The 18,468-nt window shown below is 63.3% G+C and carries 13 protein-coding genes and 2 riboswitches; of the genes, 10 read left to right on the top strand and 3 right to left on the bottom strand.

The features are described 5' to 3' along the window. Positions 1-182: 182 nt before the first annotated feature. The gene (locus tag ISS99_RS02215) at positions 183-1,199 is read right to left on the bottom strand and encodes a cysteine synthase A (RefSeq protein ID WP_204629949.1); all 1,017 of its coding nucleotides are present in this window, start codon (positions 1,197-1,199) and stop codon (positions 183-185) included. A 194-nt stretch (positions 1,200-1,393) separates the two neighbouring features. Beyond that, positions 1,394-1,509, top strand: a riboswitch (SAM riboswitch). Between the two features lie 84 nt (positions 1,510-1,593). Between ISS99_RS02215 and metX the strand changes: the two genes are divergently transcribed. The 3 genes from metX to ISS99_RS02200 are packed head-to-tail and all read left to right on the top strand — an operon-like array spanning position 1,594 to position 4,925. Beyond that, positions 1,594-2,631, top strand: coding sequence for a homoserine O-succinyltransferase MetX (metX, locus tag ISS99_RS02210; RefSeq protein WP_204629938.1), 1,038 nt, complete (start codon positions 1,594-1,596; stop codon positions 2,629-2,631). Between the two features lie 3 nt (positions 2,632-2,634). After that, the gene (gene metB / locus ISS99_RS02205) at positions 2,635-3,843 is read left to right on the top strand and encodes a cystathionine gamma-synthase (RefSeq protein WP_204629937.1); all 1,209 of its coding nucleotides are present in this window, start codon (positions 2,635-2,637) and stop codon (positions 3,841-3,843) included. After that, positions 3,840-4,925, top strand: coding sequence for a homoserine dehydrogenase family protein (locus ISS99_RS02200; RefSeq protein WP_204629936.1), 1,086 nt, complete (start codon positions 3,840-3,842; stop codon positions 4,923-4,925). The genes metB and ISS99_RS02200 overlap by 4 nt, the downstream gene beginning before the upstream one ends. Before the next feature lie 18 nt (positions 4,926-4,943). Here the strand turns inward: ISS99_RS02200 and ISS99_RS02195 are convergent, their stop codons facing one another. Continuing rightward, positions 4,944-6,599, bottom strand: a complete 1,656-nt coding sequence (locus ISS99_RS02195; RefSeq protein ID WP_204629935.1) for an APC family permease — start codon at positions 6,597-6,599, stop codon at positions 4,944-4,946. Between the two features lie 202 nt (positions 6,600-6,801). Between ISS99_RS02195 and metF the strand changes: the two genes are divergently transcribed. From metF to ISS99_RS02180, 3 genes are read left to right on the top strand one after another with little or no spacing between them, the layout of a single operon-like run. Then, entirely contained in the window at positions 6,802-7,626 is an 825-nt protein-coding gene (metF, locus tag ISS99_RS02190; protein ID WP_204629934.1) for a methylenetetrahydrofolate reductase [NAD(P)H], read from the top strand. 55 nt (positions 7,627-7,681) lie between these two features. Further along, the gene (locus ISS99_RS02185) at positions 7,682-8,236 is read left to right on the top strand and encodes a DUF4124 domain-containing protein (protein ID WP_239537574.1); all 555 of its coding nucleotides are present in this window, start codon (positions 7,682-7,684) and stop codon (positions 8,234-8,236) included. A 55-nt stretch (positions 8,237-8,291) separates the two neighbouring features. Further along, positions 8,292-9,209 carry a branched-chain amino acid transaminase gene (locus ISS99_RS02180; RefSeq protein ID WP_204629932.1) on the top strand — a complete coding sequence of 306 codons (918 nt, stop codon included), beginning with the start codon at positions 8,292-8,294 and terminating at the stop codon, positions 9,207-9,209. Positions 9,210-9,278: 69 nt separating this feature from the next. Here ISS99_RS02180 and ahcY read toward each other — a convergent pair whose 3' ends face one another. After that, positions 9,279-10,712, bottom strand: coding sequence for an adenosylhomocysteinase (ahcY, locus tag ISS99_RS02175; protein ID WP_204629931.1), 1,434 nt, complete (start codon positions 10,710-10,712; stop codon positions 9,279-9,281). A 63-nt stretch (positions 10,713-10,775) separates the two neighbouring features. Continuing rightward, positions 10,776-10,904, bottom strand: a riboswitch (S-adenosyl-L-homocysteine riboswitch). 99 nt (positions 10,905-11,003) lie between these two features. Here ahcY and ppc point away from each other — a divergent pair. From ppc to ISS99_RS02155, 4 genes are all read left to right on the top strand, one after another. Next, positions 11,004-13,715, top strand: a complete 2,712-nt coding sequence (ppc, locus tag ISS99_RS02170; protein WP_204629930.1) for a phosphoenolpyruvate carboxylase — start codon at positions 11,004-11,006, stop codon at positions 13,713-13,715. A gap of 233 nt (positions 13,716-13,948) precedes the next feature. Beyond that, a complete protein-coding gene (locus ISS99_RS02165; RefSeq protein WP_204629929.1) occupies positions 13,949-15,202 on the top strand; it encodes an efflux RND transporter periplasmic adaptor subunit in 1,254 nt (417 codons plus the stop codon). A gap of 59 nt (positions 15,203-15,261) precedes the next feature. Then, positions 15,262-16,026: an ABC transporter ATP-binding protein gene (locus ISS99_RS02160; protein WP_204629928.1), complete on the top strand. Its 765-nt coding sequence runs from the start codon at positions 15,262-15,264 to the stop codon at positions 16,024-16,026. Next, positions 16,023-18,467, top strand: a complete 2,445-nt coding sequence (locus tag ISS99_RS02155; RefSeq protein ID WP_204629927.1) for an ABC transporter permease — start codon at positions 16,023-16,025, stop codon at positions 18,465-18,467. Before ISS99_RS02160 ends, ISS99_RS02155 begins: the two co-directional genes overlap by 4 nt. Position 18,468 lies beyond the last annotated feature (1 nt).

The raw sequence follows: 18,468 nt of genomic DNA, 5'->3' as shown, positions 1-18,468 counted from the left end.
AGTAGGTCACCGCCAGGGGCTTCATCCTAAAAACCCTCACCGTCTGGTGAGGGTTTTTTCTTTGTGCTTGGGCTTGTTGCGGCTCGTGCGCCTGGGCGCACCCGCAACAGGTCACCGCCAGGGGCTTTATCCTAAAAACGCCTTCCCAACCGGGAAGGCGTTTTGCTTTTTGCGAGGCGAAATCAGCTTGGAAACGCCTGATCCAGCCAATCCGGAACAGGAATGCCTTTCTCTCTAAGGAATCTCGGATTGAACAGTTTGGCCTGATAGCGCGTGCCTGCATCACTGAGCACGGTGACAATCGTGTGCCCAGGTCCCAGCTCCCTGGCCAACCGGATCGCCCCGGCGAGATTCACGCCGCTCGATCCCCCGACACACCAGCCCTCTTCACGAAGCAGTTCGTGCAGCAACGGAACCGACTCTTGATCGGGAACCGACCAGGCCAGGTCGATGGGCGCGCCTTCGAAATTTGCCGTTATCCGGCTGGAACCGATCCCTTCGCTGATCGAGCTGCCTTCGGCCAGCAACTCGCCTCGATTGATGTAATGGGCAAGTGCCGAGCCTGCAGGGTCCGATAAAGCGATCTTCGCCCCTGGGTTGCGCTCTTTCAGCGCACGTCCTACTCCAGCGAGGGTTCCGCCCGTGCCGGCAGCGCAAACAAAGCCATCCACCTGGCCAAGGGTTTGGTCCCAAATTTCGACTGCAGTGGTGGCTTCGTGCCAATCGCGGTTGGCGGTGTTGTCGAATTGATTTCCAAACCAGGCGCTTCCAGGGGTTTGTTCGTTCAGGCTGTCGCTGTAGGCGCGCGCCACGTGCACATAGTGCCGCGGATCCTTGAACGGCACGGCTGGAACCAGGCGAACGTCAGCCCCGGCCATTCGAAGGGTGTCGATCTTTTCCCGGCTTTGGGTCTCCGGCATGAAAATCACGGTCCGGTAGCCTCGACTGGCTCCGATCAAGGCCATGCCGATACCGGTATTGCCGGCGGTCCCCTCCACGATCGTGCCGCCTGGACGCAGCAGGCCTTTGCGTTCGGCGTCGCAGATCAGCCCGAGCGCCGTCCGGTCCTTGATCGAGCCGCCCGGGTTGAGGAATTCCGCCTTGCCCAGCACCTCGCATCCGGTAAGGGCGGATATGCGCCGCAAGCGCAGCAGTGGGGTATTTCCAACGGTGGCGGAAAGGTCCGGGCTGATGGCCATGGGCGGGGTTTTGGAAGGCTGAACGGATGGGCAGAGAGTAGCGCTGCTCTGCGTTTTTCGCCAAATGCCGGCGGCCTTGGTCGGTATATGGCCATTTTTCACATGCGGAAATTGCAGGGAAATTTTGAGCATTTTTACGTTTAGACGTCTATACGTCCATTGACGCAAAAAAAAGCCGTCGCTATAGTCGGTTTCACTCATCGAGACCGGCTGAGGGACAGGCCCTTTGAAGCCGGGGCAACCTGCGGGATAAAACCTGCAACGGTGCCAACTCCTGCGGGGCGCTCTGGCGTCGACCGGAAGATGGGATGTCGTCGATCCGTGCGATTACGTGGCGGGCTTGACGGCAACTCTTCAACGGTTCTCCGCAGGGCGATGCAACTGGAGAACCGCAATGCCTCAGCTCGCCAATTCATCCCTCGACGATTGTCATACGGCCGTGATCGTGCCACTGCATTCGCGCGCCACGCTCACTGAGCAGCGCAGCAGCCGTCGTCTGAGCCTCCAGCCCAAATATGGCAGCTGTCCGGCACTGGTGGATGTGCGCTATCAATGGGCCGGTGCACCCGATGCGCCCACGATCATCGTGCAGGGCGGCATTTCCGCCGATCGGCACGTGGCAGCCAGCGGACAGGGAAATTCCGGTTGGTGGTCGGAACTGGTCGGTCACGGGCAAGCCATCGACCTGGCTCATTGCCGCGTGCTCAGCATCGACTGGCTGACTCCCGGCGATTTCGACGAGAGCCCGCGCGCCATTTCCAGCGAAGACCAGGCCGATGCGCTTGCTGCGCTGATCGAAGCGTTGGGCATTGGGCACGTCGCGGCGTTTGTGGGTTCCTCCTACGGTGCGATGGTCGCGCTCGCTTTTGCATCGCGGCATCCGGGCAAGGCGGAAAAGTTGGTGCTCCTCGCCGGTGCTCATCGCGCCCATCCGCTGTCCACCGCGCAGCGCTCGATCCAGCGGCAGATTCTTCGCCTGGGCCAGCAGACCGGCCGGGTGGAAGAGGCGCTTTCGCTGGCACGCCAGCTCGCCATGACCACCTATCGCGGCAGCGAGGAATTCGCGCGCCGTTTCGCCAGCACACCCGATTACCGTGAAGGCCGGTTTCACTTTCCGGTCGAAGACTATCTCGATCATGCAGGCCGCAGCTTCGTAAAGCGCTTCGATCTCGAGCGTTTTCTCGCACTTTCCGAATCGATTGATCTGCACGACGTCGCGCCGGAAAACATCGACGCATCGGTCACGTTGATCGGCTTCCCCTCGGATCGACTCGTGCCGTTGGCCGACTTGTGCGAACTGCAACGCCGCCTTCGTGGCTCGGCCACCCTGGAAGTGGTCGACTCGCCTTACGGCCACGATGCCTTTCTCAAAGAAACCCAGCAATTGGCGCCGTTGCTGCGTCAAGCCATTCCTTGTAGTCGCGGAGTCTGAATCATGTGTGCTGATCTCGTAAATGAAGCTTCCGCCAGTACCCGCGCCGTTCGCGCCGGCATTGAATCGGATACGCAGCATGGTTCGGTGGTGCCGCCGTTGCATCTTTCCACCAACTACAGCTTCACAGGCTTGGGTGGCAAGCGCGCGTACGATTACTCGCGCAGCGGTAATCCGACGCGCGACCTGCTGGGCAACGCGCTCGCTGAGTTGGAGCAGGGCGCCGGTGCGGTCATAACGGCCAGCGGCATGGCCGCCGTTGCGTTGGCATTGGAACTGGTGCCCGCGGGCTCTACCGTTCTGGCCGCGCACGATTGCTACGGCGGTACCTGGCGCCTGCTCGATGCATGGGCGAAGAAGGGGCGTTTCAATGTTCGCTTCGCCGATCTCACGGACAATCACGCCCTCGCCGAAGGATTGGCCGCCAAACCTTCACTGGTATGGGTGGAAACGCCGTCCAATCCGCTCTTGCGCATTACCGATATCCGTCACGTGGCGCAGGCTGCGCACGCCGTCGGCGCGCTGGTGGTGGTGGACAACACGTTCCTGTCTCCGGCTCTGCAGCAGCCGTTGACCTTGGGCGCAGACGTGGTGGTGCATTCGACCACCAAGTACATCAACGGTCACAGCGACGTCGTGGGTGGTGCGGTCGTGGCGCGCGAGGCGGCCGTGGCGGAGCAGCTGAAGTGGTGGGGCAATTGCAACGGTCTCACCGGTGCGCCGTTCGACAGTTTTCTAACTTTGCGCGGCCTGCGTACGTTGAATGTGCGCTTGCGTCAGCATCAGGAAAATGCCGAACGCGTCGCGGAATATCTCGATCGCCACGCGGCAGTGCGCAAGGTCTATTACCCCGGCCTGCAAAACCATTCCGGCCACGCGCTGGCTTCCCGGCAGCAGCAAGGATTTGGCGCCATGCTCAGCTTTGAGCTGCATGGCGATGTCGCGCAGATCGAGGCTTTCGTCGACGGGTTGCAGTATTTCTCGCTGGCCGAATCGCTTGGCGGGGTGGAAAGCCTGATCGCGCATCCCGCATCCATGACACACGCAGCGATGGCTCCCGAAGCGCGTCGCGCTGCCGGCATTGCCGACACGCTGTTGCGCCTGTCGATCGGTATCGAAGACAGCGACGATCTGCTGCGCGACGTGGATGCGGCGTTGCAACGTGCGCAAGCTGTTTCCCTGGATTCGCCGAAACGAAAGGTGAAGGCATGAGCGCGGTTCTGGCCGAGGTTTCCGTACGGCCATCCGTTCCCGCTGCCAAGGCGGAAATCGCCGTCGTGCTGCTCGGTACGGGCGTCGTGGGTGGAGCGTTTCTAAAGCTCTTGTGCACGCCGGTGGCCAAGCGCCTGCACTTGGTGGGGGCGGCCAATTCGCGCAAGCAGCAATCGGATCCGACGCAGTTGGCCTCGCGCGATCTGCGCGATCGGCTCAAGCGCGAGGGAACCGCACGGGACGACGCGGCCTTGCTCTCGGCGCTGGATGCTCATCACGCCCAGGTGAAGGTGATCGTCGACGCGACTGCATCGACGGATCTTGCCTCACGCCATGCCGACTGGCTGGCCCGCGGTTATCACGTCGTCACCGCCAACAAGTCGCTTGCCGGCGGGCAGTTGCCCGGTTGGCGTGCGCTGCAGGCGGCGCGCGCGGCGGGCGGGCGCTATGGCGATTCCGCTACGGTCGGTGCAGGGTTGCCGGTGCTCTCCACCTTGCGCCGCCTGTGCGACTGCGGCGATAGCCTGCTGACCTTGGAAGGCGTGTTTTCCGGTTCGCTGTCCTACTTGTTCAACCAGTACGATGGCAGCCGTCCGTTCTCCGCACTGCTGCGCGAAGCGCGCAAGCAAGGCTATACCGAACCGGACCCCCGGGCCGATCTCTCCGGCGAGGATGTGGCGCGAAAGCTGCTGATCCTCGCACGCAATGCCGGATTCGCCTTGGGCAATGATGAAGTTGTCGTGGAAAGCCTGGTGCCCGAAGCGCTGCGCGACATCTCCACCGAAGCGTTTCTGGAACGCCTCGAAGAACTGGACGAACCCTTGGCGGCGTTGCACGAGGCGGCTCGCGCACGCGGACAGGTATTGCGCTTCCTGGCCCGTCTGAACCAGCGTGGCCGTGCGCGCGTCGGCTTGACCGAAGTGCCGCTCAACCATCCCGCGGCACGCCTGTATGGCACGGACAACCAGTTTGCGTTGACGACGACCCGATACCACACGCAGCCGCTGGTTATCCAAGGCCCCGGAGCCGGCCCCGAAGTGACGGCGCAGGCCTTGCTGGGCGACGTGCTCGCCCTGGGTTAGCCAGCGCGAATCGCGTGGTCAGCGATGGCCGGCGACGTGTTCCTCATCAGGCGGCAGCATCGGCTGGTCCGGATGCAAGTGAGCGTTCTCTCGGGCGGCTTCCACCGCCGGAGTACGCCACCCGGACTTCACGCCCCACAAGTAGAACACCAGGCCAATGATGGCGACGACAACGAGGTCGATGCCGTAGGACAGATAGCCGTGGCCGCCGAAGGTCGTGCTGCCGGCCCAGGACACCGCGGCGATCGTAGGCAGATAGACGATCAACCACAGCGCGCCGCGAAGATGTTGGCCGAACGCATGCCAGCCGGCTTTCGCCTGGTAATAAAGGTAAATCGGCAGCGCCACGACCATCAGCAGGATGATTTCGCCGGTAAGCGGCCACTTTGCCCAATACAGCAGTTCCGTTGCCATCACGAACGCCACGCCGGCCAGCACAGGCAGCCCGGTAATGCGCAGCGGCCGATAGAGCTCTGCTGCCGTGCGGCGCAACGTCATCACGCTGACCGGACCGGTGAGGTAGGAAATGATCGTCGCCACCGAGATCACCGCTGCCAGCGTGCCCCAGCCGCGGAAGAAGAACAAAAACAGGAACGACACCAGCAGGTTCAGCCACATGGCAGGACGCGGCACGCCCCACTTGGGGTGAATCCGGCCGAACATTTTCGGCAACGTGCCATTGCGCTCCATGCCGTAGATCATGCGCGCCGTGGTTGCGGTGTAGGTCATGCCGGTGCCGCTGGGGCTGATGAAAGCATCCACGTACAGCAGCATCGCCAGCCAATGCAGGTTCACGATGATCGCCAGTTCGGCAAACGGAGAACGGAAATCGATACCGTGCCAGCCGACTTGTGCGAGCATGTCCTGCGGCACCGCGCCGAGATACGCCACCTGCAGAATGACGTAGATGACCGTCGCGAGCAGGATGGAGCCGACCACTGCAAAAGGAATGCTCCGACCCGGATTTCGCGCCTCGCCGGCGAGATTCACCGGACTCTGGAAACCGTTGAAGCTGAAAACGATACCCGCCGTGGCAACCGCATTGAGCACCGCGGCAAAGTCGATCGCATGGCTGCCGCCGTGAATGCCCACCGAGAGATTTTCGGCATGGAAACCGCTGGCGATCAGCGAGAGACCGGTTGCAGCGGGCACCACCAGCTTGAACATGGTGATGGTGGAATTGGAATGCGCGAACAGTTTCACGCTCCAGAAGTTGAGCAGGAAATAGATGACCACCAGGACGGCGGCGATCATCAGTCCGGTATGGCTCAGCTCGCCCGCACCGTTCGTGACGTGATAGAGGTCCTGCGCCCATTGCCATTGCCAGGAGGCCATGTACTGCACCGAGGCTTCCGCTTCCACCGGAATGACCGAAACGATGGCGATCCAGTTTGCCCAGGCAGCGATGAATCCGACCAGCGAGCCGTGCGAGTAATGGCCATAGCGCACCATGCCCCCGGATTCGGGAAACATCGCGCCCAGCTCGGCATAGGTCAGCGCGATCGTCATGATGATCGCCGCGCCCAGCACCCAGGCCCAGATGGCACCGGGGCCGGCCAGGCCCGCCGCCTTCCATGCGCCGAACAACCAGCCTGAGCCAATGATCGAGCCCAGTCCGGTCAGCATCAGGGCGAAGGGCCCTACGTCGCGGCGAATGGCGTTGGAAGAAGACATGCGGACTCCTGAGGCGAAACGGCTCGACACAAGCGGCCGATGATGACAGACCGGTGTAGCCAGTGTCAGCCCGGGGAGGGTTCTTGGCGCCGGTATCGGACGCCATTTTCGGCGGCTCGCCTAGGCGTCTTGATGGCTATATATCGCTTTATCCGGAATAAGAGATATATACTCTCCAGACCTGCCGCCAAGGACCCGTGCAATGCCGGCCATCAGCTTCGAATTCTTCCCCCCCAAGACCGACGAGCAGCGCGCCCAGCTCGACCGGGCCGCCAAGGAATTGAAGGCGCTCAAGCCGGAATATGTCTCCGTCACCTTTGGCGCCGGCGGCTCCACGCTCAGCTACACCAGCGAAACCGTGGCACGGCTGCATCAACAACATGGACTGGACGTCGCTCCGCATTTGTCCTGCATGGGCGGCACGCGCAAGGAAATCGCCGAGCTGCTCGATGCCTATCGCGCCGCAGGCTATCGCCGCATCGTGGCGTTGCGCGGCGATCTGCCGTCGGGCATGGCTTCGCCGGGCGACTTCCGCTACGCCGCCGAGCTGGTGCGCTTCATTCGCGAGCACAGCGGCAATCATTTTCACGTCGAAGTGGCGGCCTATCCCGAAATGCACCCGCAGGCGGAGGACGTGCAAACCGATCTGCGCCATTTCAAAGCGAAAATCGAGGCGGGTGCGGACGGCGCCATCACCCAGTATTTCTTTAACGCCGACGCGTATTTCCGCTTCGTCGACGACGTGCGCCGGCTCGGTGTGTCGGTACCCGTGGTGCCGGGCATCATGCCGATCTCCAATTACGCACAGCTCAAGCGCTTCTCCGATGCCTGCGGCGCGGAGATCCCGCGCTGGATCGCCAAGCGCATGCAGGCCTATTACGACGACGTCGAGGCCATTCGCGCGATGGGCGCGGAAGTGGTCGCACAACTTTGCCGTCGCCTGCTGGAAGGCGGCGCACCGGGCTTGCACTTCTATACGCTCAATCGCGCCAAGGCGACGCGCGCCGTGCTTGATCAATTGCACTGATTGCCCCGGCGCATCGGACTATGCTCGCCCGATGCGTCTACAGGCCTTACTGCTTTTGCTGCTTTTGCCAATCGCCACCGCCAGGGCGCAGGGCGATATTCATCGCTGCATGGGCGCCGGCGGCATACCCGTGTTTACCGATCGTGCCTGCACGGACGTCAACGCCACGCCCGCTCTGCCGCCGGCCACGGTCGCCACCGTCGCGGCTCCCGCTGCCCCGGGCATTCCCGCGGCGCCGCCTACCGTGCTTTGCGCCGCCGATCTCGCGCATCTGAAGCAGGCCGTGGTGGACGCCTTCGCCGTTCGCAATCCCAATCGCCTCGCCGGGTTGATGCTCTGGAATGGCGACGGGCAAGACACCGTGGTCGCCAACATCCGCCTGTTCAGTCGCCTGATGGCCCGACCGCTGGTTGGCGTGACGGTGGAGGGGGCGCCGGATCCCGATGAAAGCGATGCCGATCCGGCTGCACCCGCCACAGTCCATTCGCCTGCGCACGGTGAGGCGCTGAGCGTGCAGACCGAGGCTGAGGACGGCAGCGGCGCCACCGAGCGGACGCACTTCGGAGTCGTTCATCGCGATGGCTGCCTGTGGCTGGAGCCGCAGGAGTAAGGGCGCCGGATGCCTGCTGGCAGTATCATGGGCGGTCCCCAACGGAGAACTCCCCATGGCCCAGCAGTACCCCGAATGGATCTGGCAGAACGGCGAAATCAAGCCGTGGAAGGAAGCCACCACCCACGTGATGTCGCACGCCTTGCACTACGGTTCGTCGGTATTCGAGGGTATACGCAGCTATGTCACGCCGGAAGGCGCGGCTATTTTCCGGCTCACCGATCATCTCAAGCGCCTGTACCAGTCGGCCAAGATCTACGACATGGTGTTGCCGTATTCGCAGGACCAATTGGCGTCCGCGTGCCGCGAAGTCATGCGCAAGAATGGCCAGACCGCCGCTTATCTGCGTCCGGTGGCTTATCGCGGCCTGGGCGGTTTCGGTTTGTCCGCCGAAACGCCGATCGACGTTGCCGTGGCCAGCTGGCCGATGGGTCCCTATCTCGGGCCCGAGGCATTGGAAGTCGGCATCAACGCGTGCGTGTCGAGCTGGCAGCGCTTTGCGCCCAACACCATTCCCGCCGGCGCCAAAGCAGGCGGCAATTATCTCTCCGGCCAGCTGATCGCGCGCGAAGCGCGTCGTCTGGGCTTCGGTGAAGGCATCGCCTTGGCGGCCAACGGCCTGCTTAGCGAAGGCGCGGGCGAAAACCTGTTCCTGATGTTTGATGGCGTCTTGCATACCACGCCGGCGAGCGCATCGATCCTTACCGGCATCACGCGCGACACGCTGAAGGTGCTCGCGCGCGAAGACGGTCTTGAAGTGATCGAGCGCGACATCCCGCGCGAATACCTCTATCTCGCCGACGAAATCCTCATGTGCGGCACGGCTGCGGAAATCACGCCGATTCGCGAAATCGACGGCAAGCAGATCGGCAGCGGCAAGGCGGGGCGCATCACGCGTCGCTTGCAGGAGCTGTATTTCGGCTTGTTCAACGGCAAGACGCAGGACAAATGGGGCTGGCTGGAGCCGGTCTGATTTTTCTTCGGATGCAAAAGAAAAAGGGCGCGTTTCCGCGCCCTTTTTTGTTTCCGATAAAGCAGCCGATCAATAGCGATAGTGATCCGGCTTGTACGGACCTTCCACCGGCACGCCGATGTAGGCGGCCTGTTCCGGAGTGAGCTTGGTCAGCTTCACGCCGATCTGCTCCAGGTGCAGGCGAGCCACTTCTTCGTCCAGCTGCTTGGGCAGGCGATAGACCGTCTTCTCATACGTATCCTTGTGCGCCCACAGGTCGAGCTGGGCCAAGGTCTGGTTGGAGAAGCTGTTGGACATCACGAACGCCGGGTGGCCATGCGCGCAGCCCAGGTTCACCAGGCGGCCTTCCGCCAGCATGTAGATGCTGTGGTTGCTCTTGGCGAACGTGTAGCGGTCCACCTGCGGCTTGATGTTCTCGTGCGTCACATCCTTGGCGGCATTCAGGCGGTCCATCTGGATCTCGTTGTCGAAATGGCCGATGTTGCACACCAGGGCGTTGTTCTTCATCGCCGCCATGTGTTCCAGCGTGATGATGTCCTTGTTGCCGGTGGTGGTGACGTAGATGTCGGCGATGCCGAGCGTGTCTTCCACGGTGGTGACCTGGAAGCCTTCCATCGCCGCCTGCAGGGCGTTGATCGGATCGATCTCGGTGACGATCACGCGTGCGCCGAAGCCCTTCAGCGAATGCGCGCAACCCTTGCCCACGTCGCCGTAGCCGCACACCACGGCCACCTTGCCGGCCACCATCAGGTCGGTGGCGCGCTTGATGCCGTCGGCCAGCGATTCACGGCAACCGTACAGGTTGTCGAACTTGCTCTTGGTGACCGAGTCGTTGACGTTGATTGCCGGCACCAGCAGCTTGCCCGCTTCCATCATCTGGTAGAGGCGATGCACACCGGTGGTGGTTTCTTCGGAAACACCCTTCCAGTCGGCCGCGACCTTCTTCCAGAAACCGGGGCGCTCCTTGGCGGTGCGCTTGAGCAGATCCTTGATGACCTGTTCTTCGTGGTTGCCGCTGGGCGTGTTGACCCAGTTGTCGCCGTTTTCCATGTCCACGCCCTTGTGGATCAGCAGGGTCGCGTCGCCGCCGTCATCGACGATCAGCTCCGGGCCCTGCATGCCCGGGTGGGTGAGCATGTCCAGCGTGCAGTCCCAATACTCTTCCAGCGTCTCGCCCTTCCAGGCGAACACCGGAATGCCGGCGGCCGCGATCGCAGCCGCGCAGTCGTCCTGGGTCGAGAAGATGTTGCACGAAGCCCAGCGCACCGAGGCGCCGAGCGCACTCAGCGTCTCGATCAGTACGGCGGTTTCCTTGGTCATGTGCAGCGAGCCGGACAGGCGCACGCCCTTGAGCGGCTTGCTCGGCGCATAGCGGGCGCGGATCTGCATCAGGCCGGGCATTTCTTCTTCGGCCATGCGGATGCGGCGGCGGCCGAGTTCGGCCAGTGCGATATCGCGGACTTTGTAGTCGTGCGCAGCGCTATCTTTGGTTACAGCATTCATTCGGGATGTCTCCGAGTCTCATGGGGAAAACCCAGCCCGGGGAGGCCAGGCCGACGCGAAATCGCGTCATGAGCGCCGTTGCAATCGAAGCATCCACCGAGCCTGGCCTTCTTGGTGAAGAGTCTGCACAGGGATGTGCCGGCTCTTGCGGATGGATCCGCGTCCAATACAGTCGCAGCGCCCCTCGGCGAAGACGCCCATTCTAGCGACAGATCCACCCTTATGACGACTTGGAACGCTGCAATGCGTCATAAATTGGTTAGGCTAGGGGATCGATCCCACGGAGGCCGTATGGAAGCCAGTCGAGACCCTGAATTCCTGCCCCACGACGCCCCGCTGCGCGAGGACGTACACCGCCTTGGCGCGATGGTGGGGCGCATGCTGGCTGAACAGGGGGGCGAGGGCTTCTATCAGCGGGTGGAGCAGGTACGGACGGCTTCCATCCGCCGCCGGCGCGAGGGAGAGGCGGTCGACGATCTCGCCGAATCGCTGAAGGAACTCGATGCCGGCGCTGCCGAGGCGCTCGCACGGGCCTTTGCCAGCTATTTCCAGGCGGTGAACACGGCCGAGCGCGTCCATCGCATTCGCCGGCGCCGCGATTACCAGCGCGAAGAGGGCCGGCCGCAACCCGAATCCTTGCTCGACGTATTGCAGCAATTGAAAGACCAGGGCGTCGGCGCGGACGAATTGCTCGAATGGCTGTTCAAGCTGAAGGTCGAGCCGGTGTTCACCGCGCATCCCACCGAGGCGATTCGCCGCTCGCTGCTGGAAAAGGAGCAGGCTATCGTGCGCGCGCTGGTCGACAACTTCGATCCGACGCGTACGCCGCAGGAGCGGAAGGAAGACGACGATCGCATTTTCATGGCTCTGTCCGCCGGCTGGCAGACTGCCGAAGCCTCGCCGATCCGTCCCAGTGTGCAGGACGAGCATCATCACGTCGGGTTTTATCTCGCCAATCCGCTCTACCGCATCGTGCCGGCTTTCTACGAGGCGCTGGCCGACGCGCTGCAAACGGTCTATGGCGTGGCCATTCCGTTGCCGCGCCTGCTCAGTTTTGCGACCTGGGTCGGCGGCGACATGGACGGCAACCCGAACGTGGGCGCCGAAACGATCGCCAACAGCCTGTCAACGCAACGCGCGCACGTCCTGGAACATTACATCGCCGACATCGACGGCCTCGCGCGCCTGTTGAGCCAGACCGACGACCGCGTCGACTTCGACAAATCGTTGCTCAAGCGCCTGGCGCTTTATCGCGAACAGTTTCCGCGCGCCGCTGCCACCATCCGTCCGCGCCACGCCGACATGCCTTACCGCTGCCTGCTGACCTTGATGCGCGCGCGCCTGGAAGCAACGCTGGAGGAAGGCCACGCGGAAGGCTATGCCTCGGCGGACGAATTGCTCGACGATCTGTTGCTGATCGTGCACGGGCTGATCGATCACCACGGACTGAATGCAGGCGCCTATGCCGTGCGTCGCCTGATCTGGCGCGTGCGCACTTTCGGGTTCCATCTGGCACGACTGGACGTGCGGCAGGATTCGCGCGTGCACGACGACGCCCTGGGCGCCTTGCTGTGCGACGAAACGTGGAGCCAGCGCGCGCCCGCCGAGCGCGTCGCGATGCTGCGGCCGTATGCCAGCGGCGAGCAGGTGCTGGCGCGCGTCGACGATGCGCAGGCCGAGTCCTTGCGCGCGGTTTTCACCACGCTGCACGAATCGCGCGGGCGTTACGGCAAGGAGGCTATCGGCCTTTACATCATCAGCATGGCGCGTTCCGCCGCCGACGTGCTGGCGGTACTCGCCCTGGCCCGGCACGGCGGCTTCGTCAGCGACGATGGCCATGCCGTCTCGCTGGACATCGCGCCGCTGTTCGAAACGGTCGATGACTTGAAGAATGCGCCCGATACCCTGCGTGCCCTGCTCGATGATCCGGTTTACCGCAACCATTTGCGCGCACGCGGGGATCGTCAGTGGGTGATGCTCGGCTATTCCGACAGCGGCAAGGATGGCGGCACGCTGGCATCGCGCTGGGGCTTGCAGCGCGCCCAGGTGGAACTGCTGGAGATGGCGCAACAGGCGGGCATCCAGCTGGCCTTTTTTCACGGCCGCGGCGGTTCGGCCAGTCGTGGCGGTGCGCGCATCACGCCGGCGCTGATGTCCTCGCCGCGCGGTTCGGTGGCCGGAGTGCTGCGGGTGACCGAACAGGGCGAAGTGATTCATCGCAAGTACGGCATCCGTGCGCTGGCTTTGCGCAACCTGGAGCAGACCGTGGGCGCGGTTCTGCGCGCCAGCCTGCGTCCGCGCGAGGACGAACCGCGCGAAGCGCAGTGGCGCGAGCTTCTGAGTGCGCTGGCGGCGGACAGTCGCCGTGCTTATCGCGCACTGGTCGACCGCGAGGGTTTTGTCGATTACTTCCGTGCCGCCACGCCCATCGACGTGATCGAGCAAATGGCACTCGGGTCGCGCCCTTCGCGCCGGCGCAGCATGCGCGGCGTCGAGGACCTGCGTGCCATTCCCTGGGTGTTCGCCTGGACCCAATGCCGCTCGATCATCACCGGCTGGTACGGCCTGGGCAGCGCGCTCGACCGTGCTGCCGCCGATGGTGGCGAGCAGATGCTGATGGAAATGGCGCGCGATTGGCCCTTTCTCGCCAATGCGCTCGATGACGTGGAAATGGTGCTCGCCAAGTGCGACCTGGATATCGCCGAGGCGTTTTCCAAGTTGGCCGGACCCTTGCACGAACCGTTCTTTACGCTGATCCGCGAAGAATTCGAACGCACCCGTCGCTGGGTGTTGCGCTTGAAAGGCAGCGAGGAACTGTTGCGCGACGATCCGCGCCTGTCCTTGTCGATTCGCCTGCGCAATCCCTATGTCGACCCGATGAGCCTGCTGCAGGTGGATCTATTGCAACGCTGGCGCGCGACGGATCGCGCGGACGAGCACTTGCTGCGCGCGTTGGTCGCTTGCGTCAACGGCGTGGCGCAGGGATTGCAGAATACGGGGTAAGCACGGTGCCATCTGTTTACGGCGGATTGCGGTCCGCCGAACCGGGCACCGCTCGCGCCAGAGGATTTGACGCCCTAAGGCCCCCTCCGGAGCTGTCCGGTTGCGAAATCGCACCATCCGGAAACGGACAGCTGTCACCGCCGAATCATCGAAAGAAGATAAGAAAGTTGCTGATTCGGCGAGCTTTTTAGCGGCGCGAAGGGATTGGCACGGCGCTTGCCAAGTCCCTTGGCATGGATATCGCCAACCCTCTCTACAAAGTTCGCAAGCGACGCCGCATGCAGTTGATCGGCGCAGCCGGCGCGGTTGCCCTGGTGCTGGTCGTGCTGCTGGTGTCGCGGCTGGATCCGGCCATGCCTCAGGTGGATCGTTCCAGCTTGTGGATCGATACCGTGCAAAGCGGCGGCATGCTGCGCGAAGTAAACGCCACCGGCACCCTGGTGCCACGCGAGATCCGCTGGCTGGCGGCCGCTACGCCGGCGCAGGTGGAAAAGATCCTGGTCTGGCCGGGTACACGCGTCGAACCCGATACCGTGCTCATGCGCTTGTCCGATCCCTCGGTGGAGGACAATCTGCGCAATGCCCAGGCCCAGGTCGTCGCCGCGCAGGCCGGTGTCGCCGCCAAGCAGGCCGATCTCACCTCGCAGATGCTGGACGAGCGTTCGGCGCTTTCCCTTGCGCAATCCGATCTCGCGTCGGCAAGAGTCAAGGCCGATGCCGACAGCAAGGCCATGCAACTGCACGTCATTCCGGAAGTGCAGTACGAGCAGGAACAGATTGCGCTGAAGCAGTTGCAGTCCCACGTGCAGATCGAGCAACAGCGCGTGGATGCGTTTGCGGCCACCATGAAGGCGCAGATGGACGCCGTACGCGCGCAACTGCTGCAGCAGCGCAGCAACCTCGAGCTGCGCCAGCGGCAGGCCGATGCGCTCAACGTCAAGGCCGGCATCGCGGGCGTCTTGCAGGAAATTCCCGTGCAGGAAGGCGCCCAGGTGGCGGCCGGCGCCAATCTCGCCAGAGTGGCGCGGCCGGATGTGTTGATCGCGCGCCTGCAGGTACCCGAGGTGCAGGCCAAGGACGTCGCCATCGGCATGCCGGTGGGCGTGGATACGCACAACGGCATCATTCAGGGCAAGGTGGAGCGTATCGATCCGGCGGTTCGCGACGGTACCGTGCAAGTCGATGTCGCCTTGTCCGGCGCCTTGCCGCCGGGCGCGCGCCCGGACCTGTCGGTGGATGGACGCATCCTGATCGCGAAACTGGATAACGTGCTTTCGGTAGGGCGCCCGGCGATGGCGCGGCCGGACGGCGACATCAGCCTGTTCCGTCTCGATCCGTCCAGCGGCGTCGCCACGCGGGTGGCGGTGCGTATCGGCGCGGCCTCGGTCGATCGCGTGCAGATACTTCATGGCTTGCAGACAGGGGACCAGGTCATCCTGTCCGACGTCAGCCAGTGGGATAAATATGATCGGATCCGGGTGAAATGATGTCCGCGCAGATCAGCTTCGGAAAAACGCCAACTTCTACGGAAACGCTTGGGGACCCCATGAAAGATACGGCTTCTGTTCTCGCTTTAAGTGGCATCCGCAAAGTATTTCAGGCCGACGAGGTGGAGACGCATGCACTCAGCGACGTGCATCTGGATGTGCGCCGCGGCGAATATGTGTCGATATCCGGGCCCTCCGGTTGCGGCAAAACCACCCTGCTGTCGATTCTCGGCCTGCTCGATACGCCGAGTGCAGGCCGCTACGTCTTGAACGGCCACGACGTCGCCGAACTGAAAGCCGCGGCGCGTGCACGCATTCGCAATGCGGAGATCGGCTTCATCTTCCAGGCATTCAATCTGATCGGCGATCTCACCGTGCAGGAAAATGTCGAGTTGCCGCTAACCTATCGCAACGGCATCGGTACCGGCGAGCGGCGCGCGCGGGTGGAAGAGGCTTTGCAACGCGTCGGCATGGCACACCGCATGCGCCACTATCCGGCGCAGCTTTCCGGCGGGCAGCAGCAACGTGTAGCCGTCGCGCGCGCGCTGGTCGGCAAGCCTTCCATCCTGCTTGCCGACGAACCCACCGGCAATCTGGATTCCCGCAACGGCGAATCCGTGATGGAACTGCTGGCGGAGCTGCATCGTGGAGGCGCCACTATCTGCATGGTGACGCACGATGCCCGTTATGCCGAACTGGCGCAGCGCAAGGTGCGCCTGTTCGACGGCCGCGTGGTGGACGAGGAAACCTTCGAACGCCTGCGCCGCGAGGACGAGCAGCGGCTGGACGCGCTGATCGGCCCGCGCATCGAGGTGGGTGCGTGAGCGCAGTGCTGAGGGACATCTGGGTGGCCTGGCGGGCGATGTTCCGCCGCCCCGGATACCTGCTGTTGACGACCGGAGTGCTGGCGCTGGGCATCGGCGCCAGCGTGGCGGTCTATGCGCTTATCCACGCCGTGCTGTTGCGGCCGCTTCCGTATCCCGATGCGACGCAGTTGGTACGGCTGGGGCGCCTGAGACAAGGCGGCACGTGGACCACATCGCCCGAGATATACCAGCACGTACTGCCCATGCAGGGTGTGACGTCGGCCGGGCTGATTCGCTTCATGCCCGACCAGATGAATATTGCGGTAGACGGCACGCCGCAATTGCTTCCGGTCAACCGCGCCGATCGCGGCTATCTGGCGACGCTGGGCGTGAAACCAGTGCTTGGTCGCAATTTCAGTGCGGACGAGGACCGGCCCAACGGCCCCCAGGTGGTGATGTTGAGCCACGGCTTCTGGCTGCGCCGCTACGGTGGCGATGCGTCGGTGGTCGGGCGCAACGTGGCGATCGAAGGTGTCAGCCATCAGATCATCGGGGTGCTTCCCGAAGGTGTCGATATCGAGCAGGCCGACCTGCTGCTGCCTTTGGCACTGCCGCCCAACAGCGATGATGGGGGTCCTAATGATTTCGCCGTCGCGCGACTGGCGCCCGGTGCATCGGTCGCTGCCATCGGTGCGGAATTTGCCGCCAAAGTGCACGCCACTTATGAGCACGTGGGCGGGACTGATCATATCTTCATGGCGCACGAATCCTTCCTCGCCGAGGATTTGCAGACGGCCATGCGCGCGAGCGCCAGGCCCGTATTGATGATGTTTCTGGCAAGTGCATTGCTGGTGTTGTTGATCGTCCTGGTCAACCTCGCCAACCTGATGCTTCTGCGCAGCATGGCACGCAGTCACGATGCGGCCGTGCGCGATGCGCTCGGTGCGCCGTGGATGCGGCGCATCGTGCCGATGCTTGGCGAAGGCTTGTTGATCGCCATCACCGGTACAGCGGCTGGTATGGCCTTGGCGTGGATGGGCCTGGAAATGTTGCGTGGCTTTATTCCGCCGGAATGGCTAGCCGGCAGCAGCCTGCAGGTCGATGCCTCGACCTGCGGCATCGCGCTCGCGCTCGGCGCCAGCATGATCTTGCTATCGGTATCGTTGGGTATGGCGTGGAGCTTGAAGGCCTCTTCGCCGGATGAATTGCGCACGGGCGGACGCACTGGCATGGGGCGGCGCGGTGGTTTGCTGGGGCGACTGCTGGTGGTGGCGCAGGTGGCCCTGGCGACCACCTTGCTTTGCGCAGCAGGGGTGTTTCTGCACGTGCTGTACGACGCGGCGCGCGCACCATTGGGCTTTTCCAGCGACGGCATTCTTACCTTCGAGCTGGTGCCGGTGCAGGGTATTTATACCGACAACGCGTCCATCCAGCGACTGTCGCAGCAACTGCTGGATCGATTGCGTTCGCAGCCCGGCGTCATGCAAGCCACCGTCGGCACGGCGCTGCCGGCGGGCGACTTCTCGCAAAATTTCTACATGGGTGCCGTCCAGCTTCCGGGGCAGGAGCGCTCACGCGGACCTACGCCGCAGTTGCGTGCGGTCGATCCGGATTTCTTTAACGTGTTTCAGATTGCCACGCATCGAGGACGCACATTCCAGGCAACGGACATCAAGGGCGGCGAGCAGGTGGCCATCATCAACCAGCGCCTCGCCGACCAGATGTATGGCGGTCACGCGCTGGGAAAAATGATCGAGGTCGGTGCCGTCATGTCGTTGAAGGCGCACGATGCGCGCATCGTCGGCGTGATCGATACGATAAGCCCGTTCGGCCCGCTGGGCGAGTCCGACGGCATGCTGTATCTGCCCATGTCGCAGATGCCGGACGACCTGATGCAGTTCGTGCGCGGGATAAATCCGTTGCGCTTCGCGCTGGCCGTGCACGGCAATCCGGATGACTATCGCGGCGTGGTCAACCGCGTTGTCGCCGAGATCGCACCGAACCAGCCGATTTCCAAAGTTATCAGCATGCAGCGAGTGGTGCACGAGACCACCGCCAGCACCCGTCTGAACCTGCTGTTGATTGGCCTGTTTGCCTGTCTGGCGCTGGTATTGGCGGGGGTGGGAATGTATGCGGTCATGTCGGTCGCGGTAGCCATTCGCGAACGCGAATTCGGTGTGCGCATGGCATTGGGAGCGTCGCCTTCCCGATTGATCGCAGGAGTGTTGCGGGGAGGGTTGCTGCAAGTCGCGATCGGCCTGCTCGCAGGGTTCGGCCTGGCTTTCGCGCTGGCCGGCGTGTTGCGAGCGGTGCTTGCGCAGATCAATCGCACCATCTTCGACCCTCCGGTGCTGGCGGCGGTCTGCCTGACTTTGGTCTTATCCAGTGTGCTTGCCTGCCTGCTTCCAGCGTGGCGTGCGAGCCAAGTGCAACCGACGCGTGCTCTGCGGGGGGAGTAGA

Source organism: Dyella mobilis (genome assembly GCF_016904945.1).
GTDB lineage: Bacteria > Pseudomonadota > Gammaproteobacteria > Xanthomonadales > Rhodanobacteraceae > Dyella_B > Dyella_B mobilis.
Note: the sequence above shows the minus strand (reverse complement) of the source record. Positions and strands in the feature narration are given on the sequence as shown.